The organism is Jiangella endophytica, from assembly GCF_003427025.1.
Taxonomy (GTDB): Bacteria; Actinomycetota; Actinomycetes; order Jiangellales; family Jiangellaceae; genus Jiangella; species Jiangella endophytica.
Map to the genome: position 1 here is coordinate 1 of NZ_QVAI01000021.1, position 19,732 is coordinate 19,732.

At 72.8% G+C, this 19,732-nt stretch carries 15 protein-coding genes; 4 read left to right on the forward strand and 11 right to left on the reverse strand.

All coding sequences use genetic code 11. The features are described from left to right. Positions 1 to 608 precede the first annotated feature (608 nt). Positions 609 to 2,132 (reverse strand): golvesin C-terminal-like domain-containing protein, encoded by a 1,524-nt coding sequence (locus tag DZA62_RS29920; RefSeq protein WP_116952626.1) that lies wholly within the window; start codon positions 2,130 to 2,132, stop codon positions 609 to 611. A 107-nt stretch (positions 2,133 to 2,239) separates the two neighbouring features. Further along, the gene (locus DZA62_RS29925; RefSeq protein WP_116952627.1) at positions 2,240 to 3,682 is read right to left on the reverse strand and encodes a helix-turn-helix domain-containing protein; all 1,443 of its coding nucleotides are present in this window, start codon (positions 3,680 to 3,682) and stop codon (positions 2,240 to 2,242) included. 158 nt (positions 3,683 to 3,840) lie between these two features. Between DZA62_RS29925 and aceA the strand changes: the two genes are divergently transcribed. After that, positions 3,841 to 5,136, forward strand: coding sequence for an isocitrate lyase (aceA, locus tag DZA62_RS29930; protein WP_116952722.1), 1,296 nt, complete (start codon positions 3,841 to 3,843; stop codon positions 5,134 to 5,136). Positions 5,137 to 5,224: 88 nt separating this feature from the next. Here the strand turns inward: aceA and DZA62_RS29935 are convergent, their stop codons facing one another. The 4 genes from DZA62_RS29935 to dhaK all read right to left on the reverse strand — a co-directional run bounded on the left by DZA62_RS29935 (position 5,225) and on the right by dhaK (position 10,461). Beyond that, positions 5,225 to 8,149 (reverse strand): beta-L-arabinofuranosidase domain-containing protein, encoded by a 2,925-nt coding sequence (locus DZA62_RS29935; protein WP_116952628.1) that lies wholly within the window; start codon positions 8,147 to 8,149, stop codon positions 5,225 to 5,227. A gap of 292 nt (positions 8,150 to 8,441) precedes the next feature. Beyond that, positions 8,442 to 8,840, reverse strand: coding sequence for a dihydroxyacetone kinase phosphoryl donor subunit DhaM (gene dhaM / locus DZA62_RS29940; protein WP_116952629.1), 399 nt, complete (start codon positions 8,838 to 8,840; stop codon positions 8,442 to 8,444). After that, positions 8,837 to 9,466, reverse strand: coding sequence for a dihydroxyacetone kinase subunit DhaL (dhaL, locus tag DZA62_RS29945; protein ID WP_116952723.1), 630 nt, complete (start codon positions 9,464 to 9,466; stop codon positions 8,837 to 8,839). The genes dhaM and dhaL overlap by 4 nt, the downstream gene beginning before the upstream one ends. 2 nt (positions 9,467 to 9,468) lie before the next feature. After that, positions 9,469 to 10,461, reverse strand: a complete 993-nt coding sequence (gene dhaK / locus DZA62_RS29950; RefSeq protein WP_116952630.1) for a dihydroxyacetone kinase subunit DhaK — start codon at positions 10,459 to 10,461, stop codon at positions 9,469 to 9,471. 92 nt (positions 10,462 to 10,553) lie between these two features. Here dhaK and DZA62_RS29955 point away from each other — a divergent pair, with 92 nt between their 5' ends. Beyond that, the gene (locus DZA62_RS29955) at positions 10,554 to 11,195 is read left to right on the forward strand and encodes an IclR family transcriptional regulator (RefSeq protein ID WP_116952631.1); all 642 of its coding nucleotides are present in this window, start codon (positions 10,554 to 10,556) and stop codon (positions 11,193 to 11,195) included. A gap of 9 nt (positions 11,196 to 11,204) precedes the next feature. Here DZA62_RS29955 and DZA62_RS29960 read toward each other — a convergent pair whose 3' ends face one another. Together DZA62_RS29960 and DZA62_RS29965 are read right to left on the reverse strand one after the other, a co-directional pair. Then, positions 11,205 to 13,463, reverse strand: a complete 2,259-nt coding sequence (locus DZA62_RS29960) for a hypothetical protein (RefSeq protein WP_116952632.1) — start codon at positions 13,461 to 13,463, stop codon at positions 11,205 to 11,207. Between the two features lie 37 nt (positions 13,464 to 13,500). Further along, complete coding sequence (locus DZA62_RS29965; RefSeq protein ID WP_116952633.1) at positions 13,501 to 13,998, reverse strand: hypothetical protein; 498 nt, start codon at positions 13,996 to 13,998, stop codon at positions 13,501 to 13,503. Between the two features lie 158 nt (positions 13,999 to 14,156). On the opposite strand from DZA62_RS29965, the gene DZA62_RS29970 reads away from it, so the two are divergent. Beyond that, a complete protein-coding gene (locus DZA62_RS29970) occupies positions 14,157 to 15,629 on the forward strand; it encodes an FAD-dependent monooxygenase (RefSeq protein WP_116952634.1) in 1,473 nt (490 codons plus the stop codon). Positions 15,630 to 15,711: 82 nt separating this feature from the next. On the opposite strand, the gene DZA62_RS29975 is transcribed toward DZA62_RS29970, so the two are convergent. Continuing rightward, complete coding sequence (locus DZA62_RS29975; protein WP_116952635.1) at positions 15,712 to 16,182, reverse strand: Lrp/AsnC family transcriptional regulator; 471 nt, start codon at positions 16,180 to 16,182, stop codon at positions 15,712 to 15,714. 122 nt (positions 16,183 to 16,304) lie between these two features. On the opposite strand from DZA62_RS29975, the gene hppD reads away from it, so the two are divergent. Continuing rightward, entirely contained in the window at positions 16,305 to 17,513 is a 1,209-nt protein-coding gene (hppD, locus tag DZA62_RS29980; RefSeq protein WP_116952636.1) for a 4-hydroxyphenylpyruvate dioxygenase, read from the forward strand. Here hppD and DZA62_RS29985 read toward each other — a convergent pair. Together DZA62_RS29985 and DZA62_RS29990 are read right to left on the reverse strand one after the other, a co-directional pair. Then, a complete protein-coding gene (locus DZA62_RS29985) occupies positions 17,458 to 18,066 on the reverse strand; it encodes a hypothetical protein (protein ID WP_116952637.1) in 609 nt (202 codons plus the stop codon). The genes hppD and DZA62_RS29985 overlap by 56 nt on opposite strands. Next, on the reverse strand, positions 18,057 to 19,601 hold the full coding sequence (locus tag DZA62_RS29990; protein WP_116952638.1) for a hypothetical protein: 1,545 nt from the start codon (positions 19,599 to 19,601) through the stop codon (positions 18,057 to 18,059). Before DZA62_RS29990 ends, DZA62_RS29985 begins: the two co-directional genes overlap by 10 nt. Positions 19,602 to 19,732: the final 131 nt, after the last annotated feature.

Below are 19,732 nucleotides of genomic sequence, written 5' to 3' on the forward strand. Positions count from 1 at the left end.
GGGTGCGTCCGAGTGTCGTGATCGTGTTCGGTGGCGGCATGTCAGCGGCCCCCTCGGAGTCGCGGCCACACCGCTGAGAACCGTGGTCATGGCGCTGTTGGTGTCGCCAGAGCAGCAACAACAGCGCCATGATTCCGGCCCTCGCCGGCGCATCCGCCCACCGGGCTCACCGTGGTGCTCCCGCCCGCTACGCCCGTCCGTCCCGTCCGCCGTGCCGAACTCAAGTTGATCTTGGAGTTCTTCGGCCATCTATCGGACATTTCGAGCAGGAATTGCCGAACAACTCCAAGATCAACTCGGGTGGGGTTGGGTGGGGTGAGGGCTGACTGGGTGGGGCTGGCTGGACGGGGGCTGGCTGGATGGGGCTGGCTGGACGGCGGCGGGGCCTGGGATCTGCCGGCCGGGCGTCCTTGCTCGCTCTGCGAGCACGTCACTCGCCTGACGGCCGCATGGCGACCCATGGCCGCGCGTGTCCGGTTGCTTCGGCGGGTGGGGTGCGCCTGCCGGGGGTGAGGGCGCGGAAAGGGGCGGCCGGCCCCGCGACCGTCAGGGGGGATCGGGTCGCGAGACCGGCCGCCGGGGCGCCGGGGTGCCCCGACTCGGGCGGGTCAGCGGGAGATGCGAACGGCGTCGGCCTCGATGGATCCGGCCGTGGAGGTCCAGCGGCTGACACCGACCACCGGGCGGTTGCCGGCGGCCAGCGCGAACGTGCCGATGCCGACCCACCGGCCGCCGTTGCTGCGCTGGTCGATGTAGACCGTCTGGTTGCCGCTGGACGTGGCGACGATATACGGGGTGCGGGAGTTGTTCGCCGGGTCCTGCGGGTACCAGGCCTCGACGCGGTAGTTGCCGGCCGACGGGATGTTCGCACTGAACCAGGCGACGTCGCTGGACAGCACCGGCTGGGCGTGGCGGTGGTTGCTGCCGTACTGGCCGGACGCCGACGCCGTGACCCAGTTGGCGCTGGCGGTGAACGCGCCGCCGTTGTCGACGATGACGCTCCACTCGGGCTCGCCGCCGCCACCGTTGACGTAGCCCATGTAGCGGTTCCAGTCCCAGTTGGGGCCGGGGTCGGTATGCGTGGCGCCGGGCGCCTCGCTGTGCGCGATGATGTTCGTGCGGGTGCGTGGGATGCCGTACCGGTCGCAGACGTGCCGGGTCAGTGCGGCCGACGAGCGGTACATGGCCTCGGTGTACCAGGCCGGGTCGTTGACCCAGCCCTCGTGCTCGATGCCGATGGACCGGTTGTTGGTGTTGCCGACGTGCCAGGCGACGTCCTTGTTGCGCACCATCTGCGTCACCTCGCCGTCGGACGACCGGATGACGTAGTGGGCGGACACGTTCGCGCTCGGGTTCTGGAACCACGAGATGCAGCCGGCGTACGAGCCCTGGACGGTGTGGATGACAACACGATCGATCGCGTAGTCACTCGGCCGGTTGGCGACGCGGTAGTTGCCGGAGTTGGCGGCCACCCAGCGGGCCGGCGGGTAGTCGTCGGTCATGACGGAGAACCGCTGGTCCAGCGTGGGGACGTCGGCGAACGAGCCGTATCGCGGGGCGACCGGGCGGGCGGCGACGGTGAACGTCTCGCCGTTCGCCTGCAGAGCCAGCCCGCGTTCGAGCGTCTCGTAGACGGTGTCGGCTTCCAGCCGGGCGACCGAGGGGTCGGCGTAGCCGGAGTAACGGGCGACGGGCTCGTACCAGGCGTCGACGCTGCCGCGGTCGGCGGCGGCCAGTCCGGCGTCGTCGGCCAGTGAGCGCAGCAGTGCGGCGGCGCCGTCGACGTTGGCCGTCACATCGGTCTTCAGTGCGTCCGTGTCGTGGCCGGTGAGTGCGGCGGCCGTGCCCAGCGTGTCGGTGGACGGGTTGCTGATCAGGTGCATGACGCCGTAGCCGCCGGCCTGGCTGGGCCGGCCGGCGTGGTCGTCGATGCGGGTGACGGTGTGGGCGAGCGCGACCAGCAGGTCGCGCGGCACACCGCGCCGGCGGGCCGCCGCGGTGAACGCGGCGGTGAGGTGGGTGACCGGCCGGACGGGGCTGCCGGCGGCGTTGGCGGCGGTGGTGACGACTGGCGTCACGACGATGGCGGCGCCGAGCGCCAGGACGGCGCGCCGGCTGGGTTGACTCGTCACTGCGGATCCCCTCTGTCGCCCGGAGCCGGCGGATCGCGCCGGCCGAGTAACAGCAGAACCTACCGACAGTTTGTGGGTCTGTCACCAGATTCCGGAAGAATGTCCGGTTAATCGGACCCGGCTCCGGAGTGTCGTTCCAGGAAGGCGTAGACGTCGGTGTCGTCGACTCCCGGAAACGTGCCTGGAGGCAATGCTGCCAAGAGGTGTGAGTGGACCCGCGCGCTGGGCCAGGCGCGACTGGCCCAGCGACCGGCCAGCGCGGCCGGCGGGCGGCGGCAGCAGGACGGATCGGGGCAGCTCGACGTGGCCCGGACGGTGGTCTCGCGGCCCTGGAACCACTTCGAGTGGGCGTACGGCACTCCGATGTCGATGGCGAAGTCGCCCTCGGGTGTGCTCTCGACGTGGGTGGTGCACCAGTAGGTGCCGCGGCCCATGTCGGTGTACTGGTGGTGGGTGGCGTAGCGGTCCGGCGCGGCGAACACCGCGCGGGCGGCCCAGAATCGGCAGACCAGCTGGCCCTCGATGGCCCCGGTGACGTCGGTGGGGAACGTGACGTCGTCGTTCTCGTACGCCTTGTAGATGACGCCGTCCTCGCCGACCCGCATGAAATGCACCGGCAGCCCGAGGTGGTGGGTGGCGAGGTTGGTGAACCGGTGCGCGGCGGTCTCATAGGAGACGGCGAACACGTCGCGCAGGTCGTCGATGGCCAGTTCGCGCCGGGCCTTGGCACGCTGCAGGAAGCCCGCGGCGGCCGCTTCGGGCATCAGCAGCGCGGCGGCGAAGTAGTTGGTCTCGACCCGCTGGCGCAGGAAGTCGGCGTAGTCGGCCGGCTCGCGGTGGCCCAGCGCGAAGTGCCCGAGCGTCTGCAGGACGATGGCCCGCGGGTCGTGACCGCCGCGCCCCGCCGCAGGCAGGAAGATGCGCCGGTCCTGGAGATCGGTGACGGAGCGCGTGGCGCGCGGCAGGTCGGTGGCGCGGTGCAGCGTGAAGCCGAGGTGCGTGGTCAGCTCGCCGACGCCGCGCTCGGTGAGCGGCCCGCCGTCGTGCCCGACGGCGCGGGAGATGCCGGCCGCGATCTGCTCGATCTCGGCGAAGTAGTTGCCGCGGTCGCGCATCTGCCGGCGCAGTTCGGCGTTGGCCCGGCGGGCCTCCTCAGGAGTGGCGGCCTGCTCGGTGGCGCGCCGGTGCAGCTCGCGGTGCAGCCCGACCAGCGACTCGAGCACGTCCGTCGGCATCGTGCTGCTCGCCGTCACGTGCGGCAGCCCCAGCGTCGAGTACAGCGCATCGGCCTGGGCGTGCTCGAGCGCGATCTCCAGGGCGGCGCGGTGTGACGGGGGCTCCGGCTTCATCAGGTCGGTGACGTCGACGCCGAGCGCCGTCGCGATGGCCTGCAGCAGCGTCAGCCGCGGCTCGCGCCGGCCGTTCTCGATCTGGGAGAGCAGCGACGGTGCGCGGTCGACGGCGGCCGCGAGCGCGCCGAGCGTGAGTCCGGCGGCCTTCCGGGCGTGCCGGACGCGGCGGCCCAGGGTCACGAGGTCGAGATCGGCCATGCCCTCCCCGTTTCGTGAAAGTGGCCATTTAGTGAAATTCGGCGAATCTTCACCCACTCTAGCGGTGGATCACCCCCTTGTTGCGCCCGCACCGTGGAAGACGTCAGCAATTCACCTAACCGGGAGTGAGCATGACGACGACACCCGACCCCGACCTCATGACCGGCGCCGCGCCGGCGGACCGTCAGGCCGCCGAGGCCGCCGCCCTCGCCGAGCAGTGGGCGAGCGACCCCCGCTGGTCCGGCGTGCGCCGCACCTACACCGCCGAGGACGTCGTGCGGCTGCGCGGCCGTGTCCGCGAGGAGCACACGCTGGCCCGTCGCGGTGCCGAGCGGCTGTGGGAGCTGCTGCACCAGCCCGAGCACGTGGCCGCGCTGGGCGCGATCACCGGCAACCAGGCGGTGCAGATGGTCCGGGCCGGGCTCAAGGCGATCTACCTGTCCGGCTGGCAGGTCGCGGCCGACGGCAACACGTCCGGCAACACCTACCCGGACCAGAGCCTCTACCCGGTGAACTCGGTGCCGACGGTCGTCCGCCGGATCAACAACGCGCTGCTGCGCGCCGACGAGATCACCTACGCCGAGGGCGCCGACCCCGGGTTCGACTGGCTGGCGCCGATCGTGGCCGACGCCGAGGCCGGGTTCGGCGGACCGCTGAACGCGTACGAGCTGGCCAAGGCCCTGATCGCGGCCGGGGCCGCGGGCGTCCACTACGAGGACCAGCTGGCCTCGGAGAAGAAGTGCGGCCACCTCGGCGGCAAGGTGCTGGTGCCGACGGCGCAGCACGTCCGCACGCTCAACGCCGCCCGGCTGGCCGCCGACGTCGCCGGCGTCCCGACGATCATCGTCGCCCGTACCGACGCCCTCGCCGCGGAGCTCATCACCAGCGACGTCGACCCGATCGACCAGCCGTTCCTCAACGGCGAGCGGACGCCCGAGGGGTTCTACCGGACCCGCTCCGGGGTCGAGCCGGTGCTGGCGCGTGCGCTGGCCTACGCGCCCTACTCCGACCTGCTGTGGGTCGAGACCGGCACCCCGGACCTCGCGCTGGCCCGCAAGGTCGCCGAGACGGTGCGCGAGCAGTACCCGGACAAGATGCTCGCCTACAACTGCTCGCCGTCGTTCAACTGGAAGGCGCACCTGGACGACGCCGAGATCGAGACCTTCCAGCGCGACCTCGCCGAGCTGGGCTACCGGTTCCAGTTCATCACGCTGGCCGGGTTCCACCAGCTCAACTACGGCATGTTCGACCTCGCCCGCCGGTACGCGGAGAGCGCGATGACCGCGTACGTCGACCTGCAGCAGCGCGAGTTCGCGGCCGAGCGGCTCGGTTACACGGCGACGAAACACCAGCGCGAGGTCGGCACCGGCTACTTCGACCTGGTGTCGACGGCGCTCAACCCGGACAGCGACACGCTCGCCCTCAGGGGCTCCACGGAGGAGGAGCAGTTCTGACGGAATGATCACGTTGAGTACGGGCGCTCCCGCTTCCCCAGGAATGCATGCCTGGGGAAGCGGGAGCAGCCCTACTGAACGTGATCGATCAGAAGTCGGTCTGCGACCGGGCCGCCGCCAGGAGGACGTCCTGGCGCTGCCGGCGGGTGTGCCGGCCCGCCTCGAACCACTCCGCCGAGACCGCCTCGACCCGGCGCACGAACGCGCCGTGGTTCGCGAACGGCGCCGCCTCCCACACCCGGTCGAGGAACGTCTCGCCGTCCTGGTCGCGGATGGCGTCGTTCGGCACGCCGGTGCGCTGTGACCGGAACACCACCTCCGGCTCGACCCGCTTCACGTACGGGTGGAAGTCGTTGAACTGGCCCGGCACCGGGTCGGCGACGTAGTACGGCGCCAGCAGGTACCCGTGCGTCGTGAAGTGCATCGACGCGTCGGCCGGTTCGATCGCCGCGCCGAGGTCGCCGTCCAGCCCGACGTGCGGGAAGAAGGTGAACTCGCGGTAGCTCGGGGTCGAGTCGCGGACCACCATCAGCGTCGGCCCGTACATGATCGACTGCACCGACTTGTCGTTGAGCGCCTTCTCCGCCCGGAAGCTCAACGGCATCGAGATGTCGACGACGTCTCCGGCCCGCCAGCTCCGGCTGACGGTGACGTAGGACGTCGGCGTGGCGTCGACCTTCTGGTCCACCCCGTTGACGGCGACCGCGTAGCCCTTCGTCGCCCACCCGGGAACCCGCAGCTTGAGGTCGAGCGGTCCGCTGCCGGCCTGGAACCGCAGCCGGGTCGAGCCGGCCGCCGGGAACGCCGTCTCCTGCGCGATGACGAAGCCGCGCTCCGGCCAGGTCAGCGTCGCCTGGACGAACAGGTTCAGGTACAGCGCCGACCCGTCGCCGGACCGGAAGAACACCGTCTCCTGGTACTTCGTGTGGCTCTCGACGCCGGTGCCGTTGCAGCAGCTGCCGTTGCCGCCGTAGCGGCTGTACTCGACGAACGTGCCGATGCGGCGCGACCGCCCCGGCCACATGTTCTGGTGGTACGTCACCTCGGTGTTCGTGACGCTGTCGATGTCGCGGCGGGAGCTGAGGATCTGGTTGTGCAGCGCCTTCTCGTAGAAGTCCATGAGCGCCGGCTCGGGCTCGTGGAAGAACAGGTTCCGGGTCAGCCGGAGCATGTTGTACGCACAGCAGGTCTCGGCGTGGCGCGGGTCGCTGGTGGACGTGAAGCCCGACGTGATGTCGCCGCGGGCGCGGAAGTGCTCGCTGCGTCCGGCGCCGCCGTTGCTGAACGTGCGGTGCGGCACCACCATGCCCCAGAAGTTGCGGGCCGCCGTGTGGAACCGCTCCTCGCCGGTGGACTCGAAGATGCGCAGGTAACCGATGTTCGGCGCCATGTACTGGTTCGCGTGCCGGCCGTTCAGCTGGTCGACGTTGGCGATCGTCGCGGTGAACAACGTGCTGAACGTGAACATCTTGGCGGTCTCGAGGAACCGGGCGCGCTGCACCGGGTCGTTCGTGTGCGCCGCGAGCTCGGCCATGACCTCGTTCATCGACCCGGCCTCGCCGGCGCTGTAGGTGTTCCACATCTGGTCGCGGCCCTCGGGCGTGATGTGGCTCAGGCGATTGTGGACCCACTCGCCCATGCGGAACAGGATCGGCAGCGCGTCCTCGTTGCCGGTGAGGTCGTAGGCGTTGAGCAGGCCGCGCATGATCTTGTGGTGCGTGTACCAGACCGCCCAGACGGCGTTCGGCCCGCTGTTCGGCTGCACCATCGGCGGCTCGATGCGGATGAACTGGCCCTCCGGGAACGCGGCCAGGTAACCCGGGTAACCGGTGCCGACGATCGTGGCGTCGCGGCCGTTCCCCGACGCGTCGGGCGCGGTCTCGCCGTCGTCGTCGAAGGTCCAGCGGGCCCGCAGCGCGGCGCCGTCGACGCCGCCGGTCGGGTCCGTGGTGGCGGAGGCCAGCGCCTGGACCTCGGCCGCCGGCAGCGCGCGGCCGTGCAGCTGGACGTCGTCGACGGCGGCGTTGAGCAGAACGTGGTCGTTGCTGGTGGAACGGCCGATCCAGTTGCTGACGGTGGCGCCCAGGGCCGCCGGGGTGATCGTCATGGTCGTGTTGACGCCCGCCTCGACACCGTTGACGTAGAGCCGCCCCGTGCCGCCGCTGAGCGTGACCGCGATGTGCGACCAGGTGTTCGGCGGCAGTTGGGTGGCGCTGTCGATGCGCTGCTCGGCGTTGGCGCCGTCGACCGTGATCGCGAACCGCGGGCCGATGTCGTTCGAGATGCGCGCGGTGAGCGCCAGGTAGGCGCGCGTGCTCGTCGCGAGCGTGAGGATGCGCGCGTTCGTCTGGCTCGCGCCCGGGTTCACCCAGGCCGCGAACGTCGCCTCGGTCAGGCCGGTGGTGAGGCCGCCGGGGAGGGTGACGAACTGGTTCGGATGCGGGTCGCTGAGCCGGACCGCGTTGCCGAACCGGCCCGCGACCCGGCCGAAGGTGCGCTGGTCGAGCGCGTCCTGGACCTTCGCCAGCTCCTCGACGATGTAGTCCAGCTTGGTCAGGAAGATCTCCTCGCCGGTGGCCGCCCAGCACTGCGCGAGCATCGTCATCCAGTGCCCGGAGAAGTGGCCGCGGAGGAGGTGGTTCGGGGTGTCCCAGCCGCCCGGCCAGGTGCCCGGGGCGGGGAGGCCGGCGTTCGCCCGGAACAGGTGCAGCATGCGGTCGGGCCCGGTCAGCGCGTCGCCGGTGCCCGGGTAGTTGCGGGCGTAGTCGAGCATCCGGTCGCGCTTCTCCTTGTAGATGCCGTCGCCCAGGCTGACCTGGTTCAACGCGAACGGCGCCACCTCCCACACGTCTGACGTCCAGCCCGGCCGTGGCGTCCCGCCGGGGATGGTGGTGGCTGGTGTCGCCTGGGCGGCGGGTGCGACCGCGGTGGCGACGGCCGATCCCGCTGCCGGTGCTGCCGCAGCCATCGCCCCGAGTCGCAACGCATCTCGCCGGGAGAATCTCTTGCTCATGTGGCCCTCCTCGTTCCGGACTTCGTCGGCCGCGCTATGTGAGCGTTAACAACGTGGGTGGAGAGTCCGCTCTGGGCGGATGTGACCTGTGATGTGTGAAATATTGCACTGTGCTGAGGGGCGGGTCAAGGGCGAACGATCATGGACCGGGGCGGACTTCGGCGTGCCCTCGGGGCGGCATTCGGGGCGGCTTCCGCGCGGGCGGGGCGTCGGCGGTGACGGGTCGAGGGGGTGTCGGGGTCGGCACGCGCCTCGCCGCGCCCCCCTCACCCCGCCGGCTCGGCGCAGCGGGTCAGAGCTTGCGCATCGACCAGGCCTGCTCAGCGGAGTCGACCACCGCGTCGAGGCCCTGACCGGTGGAGGCGAGCACCGCCGCCGCCACCGCACCCTCGGTGAACGGAGCGTCGGCCAGCCGCACGACCGGCCCGCCGTCCTCGTCCTCCAGGTCCTCGAGCAGCGTCTTCGACGTCAGTACCGAGCTGCCCATGTCCATGATCACGCAGACGCCGTCGCCGCTGTCGGCGGCGTTCACGGCGCCCGCGATCAGCTCGATGCTGGTGCCGAACCGGCCGTCGTCGGTACCGCCGGCGGGGCGGATGGCGACCGACGGCCCGGCGAGCTCGCTCGCCAGTTCGGCGACGGAGCCGGCGACGGCAGGACTATGGGAGACCAGCACGATGCCGACCGTCACGCCGTGACCTCCGCGAGCGCCCGCAGGATCAGCGTCGTCGAGGCCGCGCCGGGGTCCTCGTGACCGATGCTGCGCGGCCCGAGGTAGCTGGCCCGGCCCTTTCGCGCCTGCAACGGGACGGTGGCGGACAGCCCCTGCTCCGCGGCGTCGGCGGCGGCCGCGGCGGCCGCGGCGATCGGCCCGCCGTCGGCGGCGACCGCCTGGAACGCGGCGACCGCGGGGGTGAGCGCGTCGACCATGGTCTTGTCGCCCTCGTTGGCGCCGCCCAGCTCCTTGATCGCCGTCAGTGCGGCCTCCAGCGCCGCCCCCAGCACGGGCGCTTCGACGGAGGCCGCGTCGCCGAGCGCCTTGCCGGCCCGGCGGAACGCGCTGCCGTACAGCGGGCCGGACGCACCGCCGGTCTTGGCGACGATGCCACGGCCGGCGGCGACCAGGACGTCGCCCGGTGTCGAGGGTGCCCTCTCGGCGATGTTGGTCGACGCGGCGGCGAGACCACGGGCCATGTTGGCCCCGTGGTCACCGTCGCCGATGGCGGCGTCGAGGCTCGTGAGCCGAGCCTCGTCGGCCTTGACGGCGGCCTCGGACGCAGTGATCCAGGCCGTCGCCGTCTGTGCATCGAACGCCATGGTCACCGTCCCCAGCGCAGCGCGGGCGTCGCGACGGGCGCGTCCCACAGCCGCAGCAGGTCGTCGTCGAGCGACATGACGGTGATCGAGAAGCCCTCTTGGTCGAGGCTGGTGATGTAGTCGCCGACCAGGCTGCGGGCGACGCGCCCGCCGTGCCCTTCGATCCAGGCGACGGCCTCGGCGAACGCGCCGTAGAGCTCGATCAGCGGGCTGCCGCCCTGGCCGTTGAGCATCACCAGCACGTCGCCGGAGATGGGCCGGTCGGCGTGGATGACGTCGAGCGAGTAGCCGATGAGGTCGTGCACCGGCGCCATGGCGCCGCGTTCGCGACCCGGCTCGCCGTGGATGCCGACGCCCAGCTCGACCTCGTTCTCGGCCAGGTCGAAGCCCGGCTTGCCGGCCGCCGGGACGGTGCCGGCGTGCAGCGCGATGGCGAACGACCGCGTCACCTCGTTGACGTGCATGGCGACGCGCGCGACGGTGTCGAGGTCGGCGCCCTCCTCGGCGGCGGCGCCGGCGATCTTCTCGACGAACACCGTGCCGCCGACCCCGCGGCGGCCTGCGGTGTAGGTGGAGTCCTCGACGGCGGCGTCGTCGTTCGTGACGACGCTGACGACGCGGACGTCCTCGTCTTCGGCCAGCTCGGCGGCCATGCGGAAGTTGAGCACGTCGCCGGTGTAGTTCTTGACGATGTGCAGCACGCCCGCGCCGCCGTCGGCGGCCTTGGTGGCGGCCAGGATCTGGTCAGGCACGGGCGACGTGTACACCTCGCCCGGCGCGGCGGCGTCGAGCATGCCGTAGCCGACGTACCCACCGTGCAGCGGTTCGTGTCCGGAGCCCCCGCCCGAGACCAGTCCCACCTTGCCCTGTGTCGCACCGCCCGCCCGCGAGATGACCCGGTTCTCCAGGTCGACGGCGAGGGACGGATGGGCGGCGGCCATGCCACGCAGTGCGTCAGCGATGACCGAGTCGGGGGAGTTGATCAGCTTCTTCATCGACGGACCGACCTTTCCGTGATGCGCGGATGTCATCTGCGTGACACAGTACGCGCGAAATGGCCCTCCGGACCGGGGAGCGGCGAACCTCTATGGTTGTCGCCGTGGTGGAGATCTCGCAGACGCTCGATCGCGGCCTTCGTCTGCTCGAGGTCCTCTCAGGGTCCAGCGACGGCCTCACCGTCGCCGAGGCGTCCAGCGTCCTGGGCGTCAACCGCACCATCGTCTACCGCCTGCTGGCGACGCTGGAGCAGCATGGTCTGGTGCGCCGGGTCGCCGGCGGCCGGTTCAGCGTCGGGTTCGGCGTGCTGACGCTGGCCGGCAGCGTGCAGCCGTCGCTGCGGCAGGTGGCGCAGCCGGTGCTGCGGGCGCTGGCCGAGGATGTCGGCGCGACGGCCCACCTCACCATCGCCGACGGCGCCGAGGCCCTGGCCGTCGCCGTGGTCGAGCCGACCCGCACCGACTACCACGTCGCCTACCGCGTCGGTTCGCGGCACCCGCTCGAGCGCGGCGCCGCCGGGCGGGCCGTCCTCGCCGGACGGCAGGGCACGCGCGACTTCGTCAGCACGACGGGCGAGCTGCAGACCGGTGCCAGCGGGGTGGCGGCGCCGGTGCTCGGGGTGCCCGGGGTCGAGGCGAGCGTGGGCGTCATCGCGCTCGGTGCGCTGGACGACGGCATCGTCGGGCCGCGGGTGGTCGAGGCGGCGGCGCAGCTGGGCGAGCGGCTCGGCTGACGCCCGGGCTCAGCCCGAGACGCTGACCTCGATCTCGTTCGAGACCATCTCCGGGTCGTCGACGTTGACGAGGCGGAACAGGTTCCGGCCGGGCGCGTCGGTGGCGACGGAGCCGCTGAACGTGCCGTCGTCGCGGGTCGTGAGCGTGATGGGCCGGCTCGCCGGGTAGTCCTGCCACTCGCCGTCGCCGACCTTGTGCTGCAGCGACACTCGCACGCCGCCCTCGACCGGCGCGAGTGTGCCGGCCAGCGCGATCAGGTCGTTCGGTGCGACGCTGACCGGGTCGGCGGTGAGCCTCAGGCCCTCCTCGGCCGCGGGTTCGCCCGGGACCGACGTGCCCGGGTCCTGGCTGTTCGCGTCGCCGGGCTGACCGTCGCCGGCGCGGGAGCCGATCCAGGCGCCGCCGGCGAAACCGATCACCGCGGCGACGGCGAGGCAGGCGGCCAGCGCCCCGGCCGTGGCCTGCCCGGGCGGGCCGTCGCCGGTGCGACGGGGTGCGGTGCGGGTGCCGGGCGTCCGTGTGCCGGGTGTCCGCGACCGGGTGGGCGGGGTGGTCCGGTCGTAGGGGTCGTCGGCCGGGTGGTCGTCGAGGTCGTCGCCGGCGGGGTCGGGGGCGGTCGCGGGTGCCTGGCGGGCCTCGGGTGCCGCGGGGCCGAAGGCGGCGGCGAAGCCGGGGCCGGGCTCGTAGGCCTTCGTCTCGGTGGCCGGGGCGGGTGTGGGCTCGGCATCGGCGCGGCGTCCGGCCGCGCGACGGCCACCGGCGGAGCGTGATCCGGTCCGCGTCGTCGGACGTTCGGGCGCGGACGCCTCGGCGGCGGGCGGCTCGGGGGCGACGCGGGTGGCGGCGTCCTCCGGCCCGGCGTCGTTGCCGAAGTCGGCCCAGAACGCGGTGTGGGCATCCTGGCCGGCGGTCGGAGCGGCGGCGGTGCTGATGTCGCTGTTGTTGCGGGCGGTGCCGTTGGCGAGCGGGTCCGGTTCGGCGCCGAGTCCGAGCGGGTCGTCCGGCTCGATCTCGACCGGCCCCGACGCCGATCGCCGGCCACGCTGAGGTGCGGCCTCGGCCGCAGGCTGAGGTGCGGCCTCGGCCGAGCCCGGCGTGGAGCGGCGGCCGCGTTGTGGCGTGGCCTCGGTCGCGGCGGCGGGTGTGGCCATGGCCGTGGCGTCGGCGGCGTCGGTGGTGGCGTGGCGGCTGTGCTGTGCGGCGGCGTCGGCGGTGGAGTCGGGCGTACCGGCGCCGGTCTCGGGCACGTCGATGCGGCCGGTGCGGCGGCCGCGTTGCGGCGGGGCCTCGGTCGCGGCTTTGGTCGCGGGGGCGGCGGCCGCGGCGTCGGCGGGGCCGGAGGCGGACCGTCGACCGGGCTGTGGTGTGGCGTCGGGTTGGGAGAGGTCGATGCGGCCTGAGCGGCGGCCGCGTTGTGGCGTGGCTTCAGTCGCGGCGGCGGCAGTGGCGGCGGGTGTGGCCGTGGCGTCGGCGGGGCCGAAGGTGGAGCGGCGGCTGTGCTGTGCGGCGGCGTCGGCGTCGGCGGTGGAGTCGGGCGTACCGGCGCCGGTCTCGGGCACGTCGATGCGGCCGGAGCGGCGGCCGCGCTGTGGCGCGGCTTCGGTCGCGGCGGCGACAGTGGCGTCGGCGGGGCCGGAGGCGGATCGTCGACCGGGCTGTGGTGTGGCGTCGGGTTCGGAGAGGTCGATACGGCCTGAGCGGCGGCCGCGCTGTGGCGCGGCCTCGGTCGCGGCGGCGGCAGTGGCGTCGGCCGCGGGGGCAGCAGCCGTGGCGTCGGCGGGGCCGGAGGCGGATCGTCGACCGGGCTGTGGTGTGGCGTCGGGTTCGGAGAGGTCGATGCGGCCGGAGCGGCGGCCGCGCTGTGGCGCGGCCTCGGTCGCGGCGGCGGCAGTGGCGTCGGCCTCGGCCCTGCCCGAGGTGGACCGTCGGCCGTGCTGCGCCGCGGTGTCGGGCGAGGGGTCGATGGGGCGGCTGTGCTTGGCGGCGTGGCCGGAGGAACCGTTGGCGGACTCGCGCGCCGGATCGGACCACGGCGGCAGCCCGAGGTCGTCAGGGCCGCCCAGCGACAGCAGCGGCCCGGTCTCGTGCGGCGCCACCATGCCGGACTCCAGCCAGTCGGCGATGCCGAGATCGTCGGCGGCGCCGGAGTCGCCGTCGGCCGTGCCCGAGTGCAGGTCAGCGGCGTCGCCAGTGTCGCGGCCCGCCGCGCGGCGGCCGCCGGCGGCGTGCTTGGCGGCGCGCGCGTCGCCTGAGGCTGGTCGGGACATCGTCGCCTATTGAAGCATCCGTCGCCGACGACGTGCCTCAGCCGACCGTGACCTGGACTTCGTTGGACACGACGGAGTCGTCGTCCTCGCGGACGAGCCGGAACGAGTTGGTGCCGTTCTGGCTGGTCGACGCATAGGTGCTGAACGCGCCGTCGGCGTTGGTGACGGGCTGGTTGTTGAGTGGGAAGGTCTCCCAGTCGCCGCCGTCGACGCTGCGTTCGAGCCGCAGTTGGACGCCCTCCTCGGGCGGGTCGACGGCGCCGGTGAAGTCGATGCGGCCGCCGGGGCTGATCTCCGTCTGGCCGGCGGACAGGGTGAGCGCGCCGTCGCCGGCCGGGGCCTCGGTCTCGGCCGGGGTCTCACCGCCGTCGGGGGTTCCGCCGACGGGCGTCGTGTTGTCGGTGCCGGACGTCTCGGAGGCGGACGGCGAGTCGCCGCCGGACTGCGAGCCGAAGTAGCCGCCGCCGGCGAAGCCGACGATGGCTGCGGTGATGAGGCAGGCGGCGAGCGCGCCGCCCGAGGCTCGACTGGACATCGGAGACATTCAACCCTGACACCCGGGGGGCGAGGCAAGTCGGCCGCGCCGCGACGTTGGACATGACCTGGGGTGACGACCAGTGTGATGTCGCCGACAGGTACGGAACGCGTCCAGACGGGTACCGTGCCGACAGGCCGAGGAGCCTGGAGGGATCGATGAGTGAGACGCCCGACGTCGTCGTGGTCGGTGGCGGGCCGGCCGGCCTGCTGCTCGCGGGCGACCTTGCGGCCGCCGGGATCTCCTGCACCCTGCTCGAGCGGCGGACCGGCAGGTCGCCTCTGACCCGCGCGTTCGCCGTCCACGCTCGCACGCTGGAGGTGTTCGACGCCCGGGGCATCGCGGAGCCGGTCATCGAGACCGGGCAGCGGGTGGCGGCGCTGAGCCTGTTCGGCAGCATCGAGGTCGATCTGTCCGACCTCCCGACCCGTTTCCCGTTCGTCCTCGTCACGCCCCAGTACAACGTCGAGGACGTGCTGGCGGCGCGAGCCCGCGAGGCCGGCGCCACGCTCGTCGAGGGCGCCGAGGTCACCGGTCTGGTCCAGGACGGCGACGGTGTCACCGTGCGGGTGGGCGGCGACGGCGGCCGGCGGGAGCTGCGCGCGGCCTACGCGGTCGGCGCCGACGGCGTGCGCAGCACGGTCCGCGACGCGCTCGGCCTGCCGTTCCCCGGCGAGGCGGTGGTGCAGTCGGTGATGCTCGCCGACGTCCGGCTGGCCGAGGCGCCCGCCGAGGTGCTGGTGGCCAACGCCGACGACGACGGGTTCGCGTTCGTCGCCCCGTTCGGCGACGGCTGGTTCCGCGTCATCGCGTGGGACCGCAAGGTGCAGCGGCCCGAGGACGATCCAGTCGAGCTGGACGAGATCCGCGACCTCGTGAGCCGCGTGCTCGGCACCGACTACGGCATGCACGACGCCCGCTGGCTCTCGCGGTTCCACAGCGACGAGCGGCTGGTCCCGAGCTACCGCGAGGGCCGCACGTTCCTCACCGGCGACGCCGCGCACGTGCACTCGCCGGCCGGCGGGCAGGGCATGAACACCGGCCTGCAGGACTCCGCGAACCTGAGCTGGAAGCTCGCCGCCACCCTGCAGGGCTGGGCCCCGTCCGGGCTTCTCGACAGCTACGACGCCGAGCGCCGCTCCGTCGGGGCCAGCGTCGTGCAGGGGAGCGGGACGCTGCTGCGCATGGCGCTGACGGGGTCGGGGGCACTGCGCACGGTGCGCAACGTCGCCGGCGCCGTGGCCGCCAGCATCGGACCGGTGCAGCGCAAGGCCGGCGAGTTCGTGTCGGGTCTGGCCATCGGCTACGGCCGGTCCCGCGGCGACCACTCGCTGGTCGGCAGGCGGGTGCCGGACGTCTCCGTCGTCACCGACTCCGGCACGAAGACCCGGCTCTACGAGGTCCTGCGTGACGGCCGTTTCGTGCTGCTGACCGGTCAGGACCACCACGGCCTGGTCGACCCCTGGGGTGGCCGCGTCCACGTCGTCACCACGGTCGACCGCTCGCACGGCCTGACGCTGGTCCGCCCCGACGGCTACGTCGCCTGGGCCACCGACACCCGCCCGATGATCCGCCGCGACGCCGAACTGCGGGCCGCGCTGATCCGGTGGTGCGGCGAACCGGGCGCCTGACCGCCGCCGCCCCGTTGTTGATCTTGGAGTTGTTCGGCCATCGCGGGCGAAATGTCCCATAGATGGCCGAACAACTCCAAGATCAACGGGAGCTGGCGACGGCGGAGGCGACGAGGGGGAGGATCCGCGGCGCGACGACGGTGGAGAGCGCGATGAGCGTGGTCGTGCGGACGATGTCGTCGTCGCCGACGAGGTCGTCGATGACCCGCTGCAGGTCGTCGTTGTCGCGGGCGACGATGCGGCAGAGCAGGTCGCCCTGGCCGGTGATGGTGTGCACCTCCAGCACCTCGGGGATCCGGCTCAGGTGTGCCGCGACGGACTCGCGGGCGCCCTGGCGGATGTCGAGCGAGGCGAACGCCGTGACCCGGAACCCGAGCGCGGCGGGGTCGACCGTCGGCGCGAAGGTGGCGATGACACCGGTGTCGCGCAGGCGGTCCAGCCGCGCCTGCACCGTTCCGCGGGCCACCTGGAGCTGTCGCGACGCCTCGAGCACGCCGACGCGCGGCTCGCGGGTGAACAGCTCGAGGATGCGGGCGTCGAGGCCGTCGATCATGCGTCCTCCCGGCTGGGCAATCTGCACAGCGAATCGGCGCTCATGCTGGCCACACCGTACACCGTGATCACTGTGACTCGCGACACTTGCACACCCGAGAACGGGCCCGGCAGAGTCCTGACATGACGGCCACCGACCACACTCTGACGCCCGAAGAACGCGACGCCGATCTCGATCTCGAGCAGCTCAAGCAGCTCGTCGGACTGGTGGAGTACGACGAGAGCAAGGACCCGTTCCCGGTCACGGCGATGGACGCGGTGGTGTTCGTCGCCGGCAACGCCACGCAGGCCGCGCACTTCTACCAGTCGGCCTTCGGCATGGAGCTGGTGGCCTACTCCGGCCCCGAGACCGGCAACCGCGACCACAAGGCGTTCGTGCTGCGCAGCGGCTCGGCGCGGTTCGTCATCAAGGGCGGCGTGCACCCCGAGAGCGAGCACCTGGACCACCACCGGCGGCACGGCGACGGCGTCGTCGACCTCGCGCTCGAGGTGCCCGACGTCGACAAATGCGTCGCGCACGCGCGCGCCCAGGGCGCCACCGTCCTCGAGGAGCCGCACGAGGTCTCCGACGAGCACGGCACCGTCCGCCTCGCCGCCATCGCGACGTACGGGGAGACCCGGCACTCGCTGGTCGACCGGTCGCGCTACTCCGGTCCGTACCTGCCGGGCTACGTGGCCAGGACCTCCACGCACGTCAAGCGCGAGGGCGCGCCGAAGCGGATGTTCCAGGCCGTCGACCACTGCGTCGGCAACGTCGAACTGGGCCGCATGGACTACTGGGTCGACTGGTACCGCAAGGTCATGGGCTTCATGAACATGGCCGAGTTCGTCGGCGACGACATCGCCACCGAGTACTCCGCGCTGATGTCGAAGGTCGTCGCCAACGGCAACCACCGGGTGAAGTTCCCGCTCAACGAGCCGGCCGTCGCGAAGAAGAAGTCGCAGATCGACGAGTACCTGGAGTTCTACGGCGAGGCCGGCTGCCAGCACATCGCGCTGGCCACCAACGACATCCTGGGCACGGTCGACCTCATGCGCGCCGAGGGCGTCGAGTTCCTGGACACCCCGGACGCCTACTACGACGACCCGGAGCTGCGGGCCCGCATCGGCACCGTCCGCGTCCCGGTCGAGGAGCTGAAGAAGCGCGGCATCCTGGTCGACCGCGACGAGGACGGCTACCTGCTGCAGATCTTCACCAAGCCCATCGGCGACCGTCCGACGGTGTTCTACGAGCTGATCGAGCGGCACGGCTCGCTGGGCTTCGGCAAGGGCAACTTCAAGGCGCTGTTCGAGTCGATCGAGCGCGAGCAGGAGAAGCGCGGGAATCTCTGACCTCGGTCGTCTGCACCAGTCCGTAGACGAACCGGGCCAGCCGCGCCTGGCCGGTGGGCGTCGTGAACGCGACGTGCCACCGGCTCGGCGCGTCGCCCTCCAGGTGCTTGACCTCGGGGTACGTCCTCTCGACGTCGCCGATGACGCACGACCACGGCTCGAGGTCGCCGTCGGCGGGCAGCGCGGGGACGGCGCCGCCGTGCTCGCGGGCCAGCCAGCCGTCGACGACGCTGCCGGTGGCGCCGGTCAGCACCTCCCAGCGCAGGTCCGGCCAGAGCGGCAGGTACCAGTGGTACAGGCGGCACGGCAGGTCGCCGATGCGGAGCTCGCTCTGACCGGTCGGCGCGCCGAGGACGATGCGGTAACGGTCCAGCCCGCGCGTCGCCTTCCGGGACCGCTCCACCGACTGCCAGAACGCGTTGGCCTGCCGTGCGTCGGACCGGGTGACGCCGAGCGGCTCCCACGCGGCCTCGACCAGCTCCGGCTGGTAGTCCTGCATGCGGCGCAGCAGGACCAGCTGGAACTCGGTGACGCCGAAGCCGCTCAGTGCCATCGGGTCAGTGTCGCAGCCATCCGTTCCTTCAGGTCCGCCCGGGGCTCGGCCCGCTCGGCGTCGCGCAGCCAGCCGACGGCGGCCGGCGGCACGTCCGCGCGCGGCCAGGCCTCCAGCGCCGCGACGGCCTGGCTGCGGCAGCCGGCGGCGGGGCCGGCCAGCGCCGCCCGGAGCAGCGGGAGCCCGGCGCCGGGGTGGTCACGCAGCTGCTGCACGACGGTCTGCAGCGCCCAGTCGGCCGCACGGCCGAGGTCGTCGGCCGGGCCGGTCGCGACTTCGCTCAGCGGCAGCAACCGCTCGGCGAGCGCGACCAGCTCGGCGAACCCGGCCTCGTCCGCCTGCGCCTCGGCGTCGTCCAGCACCGTCTGCCAGACGTAGGCGGCGAGGGGTTCGCGTTCGAGGTGCTCGACGGCGGCGGCGCGGATCGGCAGCCCGAGGCCGCGGGCGCACGACAGCGCGTGGTCGAACCCGTACGGGCCGCGCGGATCGGCCAGTCGCTCACGGGCGACGTCCGCCCAGGCCGGGCGGCCGAGCAACGCGTCGAGCCGCCCGACGACCCGCAGGCGGTCGTCGTCGGACCAGGGAAGTCCCTCGTACGGCCGTCGCAGGATCCGGCGGATCCGCAGCAGCGGCGACAGCCGGTCCAAGGTCGGCGTGGCGGTGTCGACGTGGTCGAGGTAGCGGTGCAGGGCGGGCAGCGCATCGGTGTAATGCCGCAGGTCCTCGGCCGGTCCGCCCATCGCCAGCGCGGCCAGGATGTCGCCGGCGCCGTCGAGCAGCGCGTCGTCGACCGACGGCTCCAGCAGCGCCTCGTACAGCCCGCCCGTCGTCGCCGCGAGGTGCGCGAGGTACTCGTCCATGACGTCGTTGCGGAACCCGTCGCGCAGCAGCCAGGCCCTGACGTCCGGGTCGGTACACCCGCGCAGCCGCTCGACGGCGTGGATGCGGCCCCAGCCGCGCACCCGCTGGGCCAGCGCGAACACGGCGCGATCCGGGTCGGGCTGGCTGCGGCGCAGTGCGACGGCGGCGAACAGCGTGAACTCCTCCAGTGCGCCGAGCAGCAGGAACAGGTCGCGGTCGCGTTCGTCGGCGACCGTGCCGAGCAGCGCGATCGCCAGCTTCACCGCCTCGCGGCGCGACCCGGTCTCGCAGAGCTCGCGGGACAGCCGGCGCAGCGACTCGCGGGGCAGGTCGCGGCGGCCGACCTCGTCGAGCAGGTCGTCGACGATGCCGACGGCCCGCTGGGCGGCGAGCCGGTCGTGCAGGCCGGCCGGCCCGTTTCCGCCGGCCGCGGCCGCGATGGCGTCGGCCAGGGCGCCGGGGTCGCCGTCGCCGCGTGGCCGGACGTGATGGGTCGCGACGCCGTCCAGCGCGACGCTCGGGAAGCGGACCGGCGGCCGGGCCGGCGGTTCGTCCGGGAGCGGGAAGCCGCCACGGGGCCACGGATCGGTCCCGTGCAGGGCGGACAGCGCGAGAGCGTGGGCGAGAACGGTGGGCGGCTCGGCGGGCGCCGGCTCCCACGGGCCGGGGGTCATCGGCGGGGGCGGCGGCCGCCCTTTCCACGTGTCGTCATGGCGGCGATGATCCCGGAGCCGGTCCCGGCCGCGCAAGCGAGTATCGCGGGCCAAGGCATTCCCCTTTGTCGGGATTTCCGGCAGGCTGCGGT

Bases quoted from the DNA above. Each gene is read 5' to 3' on its own strand.
- DZA62_RS29925 (WP_116952627.1), bottom strand. From the start codon at position 3,682: ATGGCCGATCTCGACCTCGTGACCCTGGGCCGCCGCGTCCGGCACGCC.
- aceA (WP_116952722.1), top strand. From the start codon at position 3,841: ATGACCGGCGCCGCGCCGGCGGACCGTCAGGCCGCCGAGGCCGCCGCC.
- DZA62_RS29935 (WP_116952628.1), bottom strand. From the start codon at position 8,149: ATGAGCAAGAGATTCTCCCGGCGAGATGCGTTGCGACTCGGGGCGATG.
- dhaL (WP_116952723.1), bottom strand. From the start codon at position 9,466: ATGGCGTTCGATGCACAGACGGCGACGGCCTGGATCACTGCGTCCGAG.
- dhaK (WP_116952630.1), bottom strand. From the start codon at position 10,461: ATGAAGAAGCTGATCAACTCCCCCGACTCGGTCATCGCTGACGCACTG.
- DZA62_RS29955 (WP_116952631.1), top strand. From the start codon at position 10,554: ATGGTTGTCGCCGTGGTGGAGATCTCGCAGACGCTCGATCGCGGCCTT.
- DZA62_RS29960 (WP_116952632.1), bottom strand. From the start codon at position 13,463: ATGTCCCGACCAGCCTCAGGCGACGCGCGCGCCGCCAAGCACGCCGCC.
- DZA62_RS29965 (WP_116952633.1), bottom strand. From the start codon at position 13,998: ATGTCCAGTCGAGCCTCGGGCGGCGCGCTCGCCGCCTGCCTCATCACC.
- DZA62_RS29970 (WP_116952634.1), top strand. From the start codon at position 14,157: ATGAGTGAGACGCCCGACGTCGTCGTGGTCGGTGGCGGGCCGGCCGGC.
- DZA62_RS29975 (WP_116952635.1), bottom strand. From the start codon at position 16,182: ATGATCGACGGCCTCGACGCCCGCATCCTCGAGCTGTTCACCCGCGAG.
- hppD (WP_116952636.1), top strand. From the start codon at position 16,305: ATGACGGCCACCGACCACACTCTGACGCCCGAAGAACGCGACGCCGAT.
- DZA62_RS29985 (WP_116952637.1), bottom strand. From the start codon at position 18,066: ATGGCACTGAGCGGCTTCGGCGTCACCGAGTTCCAGCTGGTCCTGCTG.
- DZA62_RS29990 (WP_116952638.1), bottom strand. From the start codon at position 19,601: ATGACCCCCGGCCCGTGGGAGCCGGCGCCCGCCGAGCCGCCCACCGTT.